Raw genomic sequence first — 1,020 nt, 5'->3', positions numbered from 1 at the left:
TAGGCGGCGTTGACGCGCGCGACCCGCGCGTCGTCGTCCACGACCAGAACCTCGATCATCCCGGCTCCCCGTCGGAGTTCCCGGCGCTCCAGCCGCGACAAGTCCGCCCACGCCCTGGAGAAGTACACCGAACTCAAGACCACCTGGATTCAGCTGTGACGCGCCCCCTGATCGCCGTTCCTGCCCGCTTCTCCGCGACCACCTCCGCCCTTCGGTACGCCGCCGAGGTCAACGCCCGTGCTCTGATCGAGGCGGTGTGGCGGGCCGGCGGCGAACCGGCGACCATCCACCCGGCCGACCCCGCCGTCACGGACGTGGCCGCGCGCCTCGCCCGGTTCGACGGCGTCCTGCTCCCCGGTGGCGGTGACCTCGCTCCCCACCGCTACGGAGCCGCCGACACCCACGACAGCGTCTACGACGTCGACGACCTCCAGGACGCCTTCGACCTCGAAGTCGCCCGCCGGACCCTGGACCTGGGCCTTCCGCTGCTGGCCGTCTGCCGCGGCCTCCAGGTCGTCAACGTGGCCCTCGGCGGCACCCTGGAACAGGACATGGGCGGCGCCGAGCGCGAACACCGGCACGTCGTGCACCCGGTGGCCGTCGAGCGCGGAACCCTGCTGGAGCGTGCCACCGGCGCACAGAAGGTGGAGGCGTCCTGCTACCACCACCAGCGGGTCGAACGCCTCGGCTCGGGCCTGACGGTCACGGCGCGTGCCGCGGACGGGACCGTGGAGGGCCTCGAACTCCCGGAAGCCGAAGGGTGGTTCACGGCCGTGCAGTGGCACCCGGAGGACACGGCCCCTGAGGACTCCGTCCAGCAGGCGCTGTTCGATGCGCTGGTCCGTGCGGCCGACGGGGGGCGCTGATCCGGAAAGGGACGTTCATCCGGTTGTCGGGCTGCGGGGCTCCGGGGGCACCCCTCAACTCTTCGCCCTGCGACCGCTGCGGCGGGGCCATCGCCACCTGCGTCACGGTCTCTCACATGCCGCGGTCCGGGCCGCACCAAGGTTCGGGGCGCTT

General features: G+C 72.4%; 1 protein-coding gene. It reads left to right on the top strand.

All coding sequences use genetic code 11. The features are described 5' to 3' along the window. The first annotated feature begins 155 nt into the window (after nucleotides 1-155). Complete coding sequence (locus tag ACWEBX_RS41460) at nucleotides 156-866, top strand: gamma-glutamyl-gamma-aminobutyrate hydrolase family protein (RefSeq protein WP_451889823.1); 711 nt, start codon at nucleotides 156-158, stop codon at nucleotides 864-866. Nucleotides 867-1,020 lie beyond the last annotated feature (154 nt).

The sequence above is a fragment of the Streptomyces sp. NPDC005070 genome (assembly GCF_053600395.1).
The sequence above is the reverse complement of the archived record's forward strand: the minus strand, read 5'-3'. Positions and strand labels throughout refer to the sequence as shown.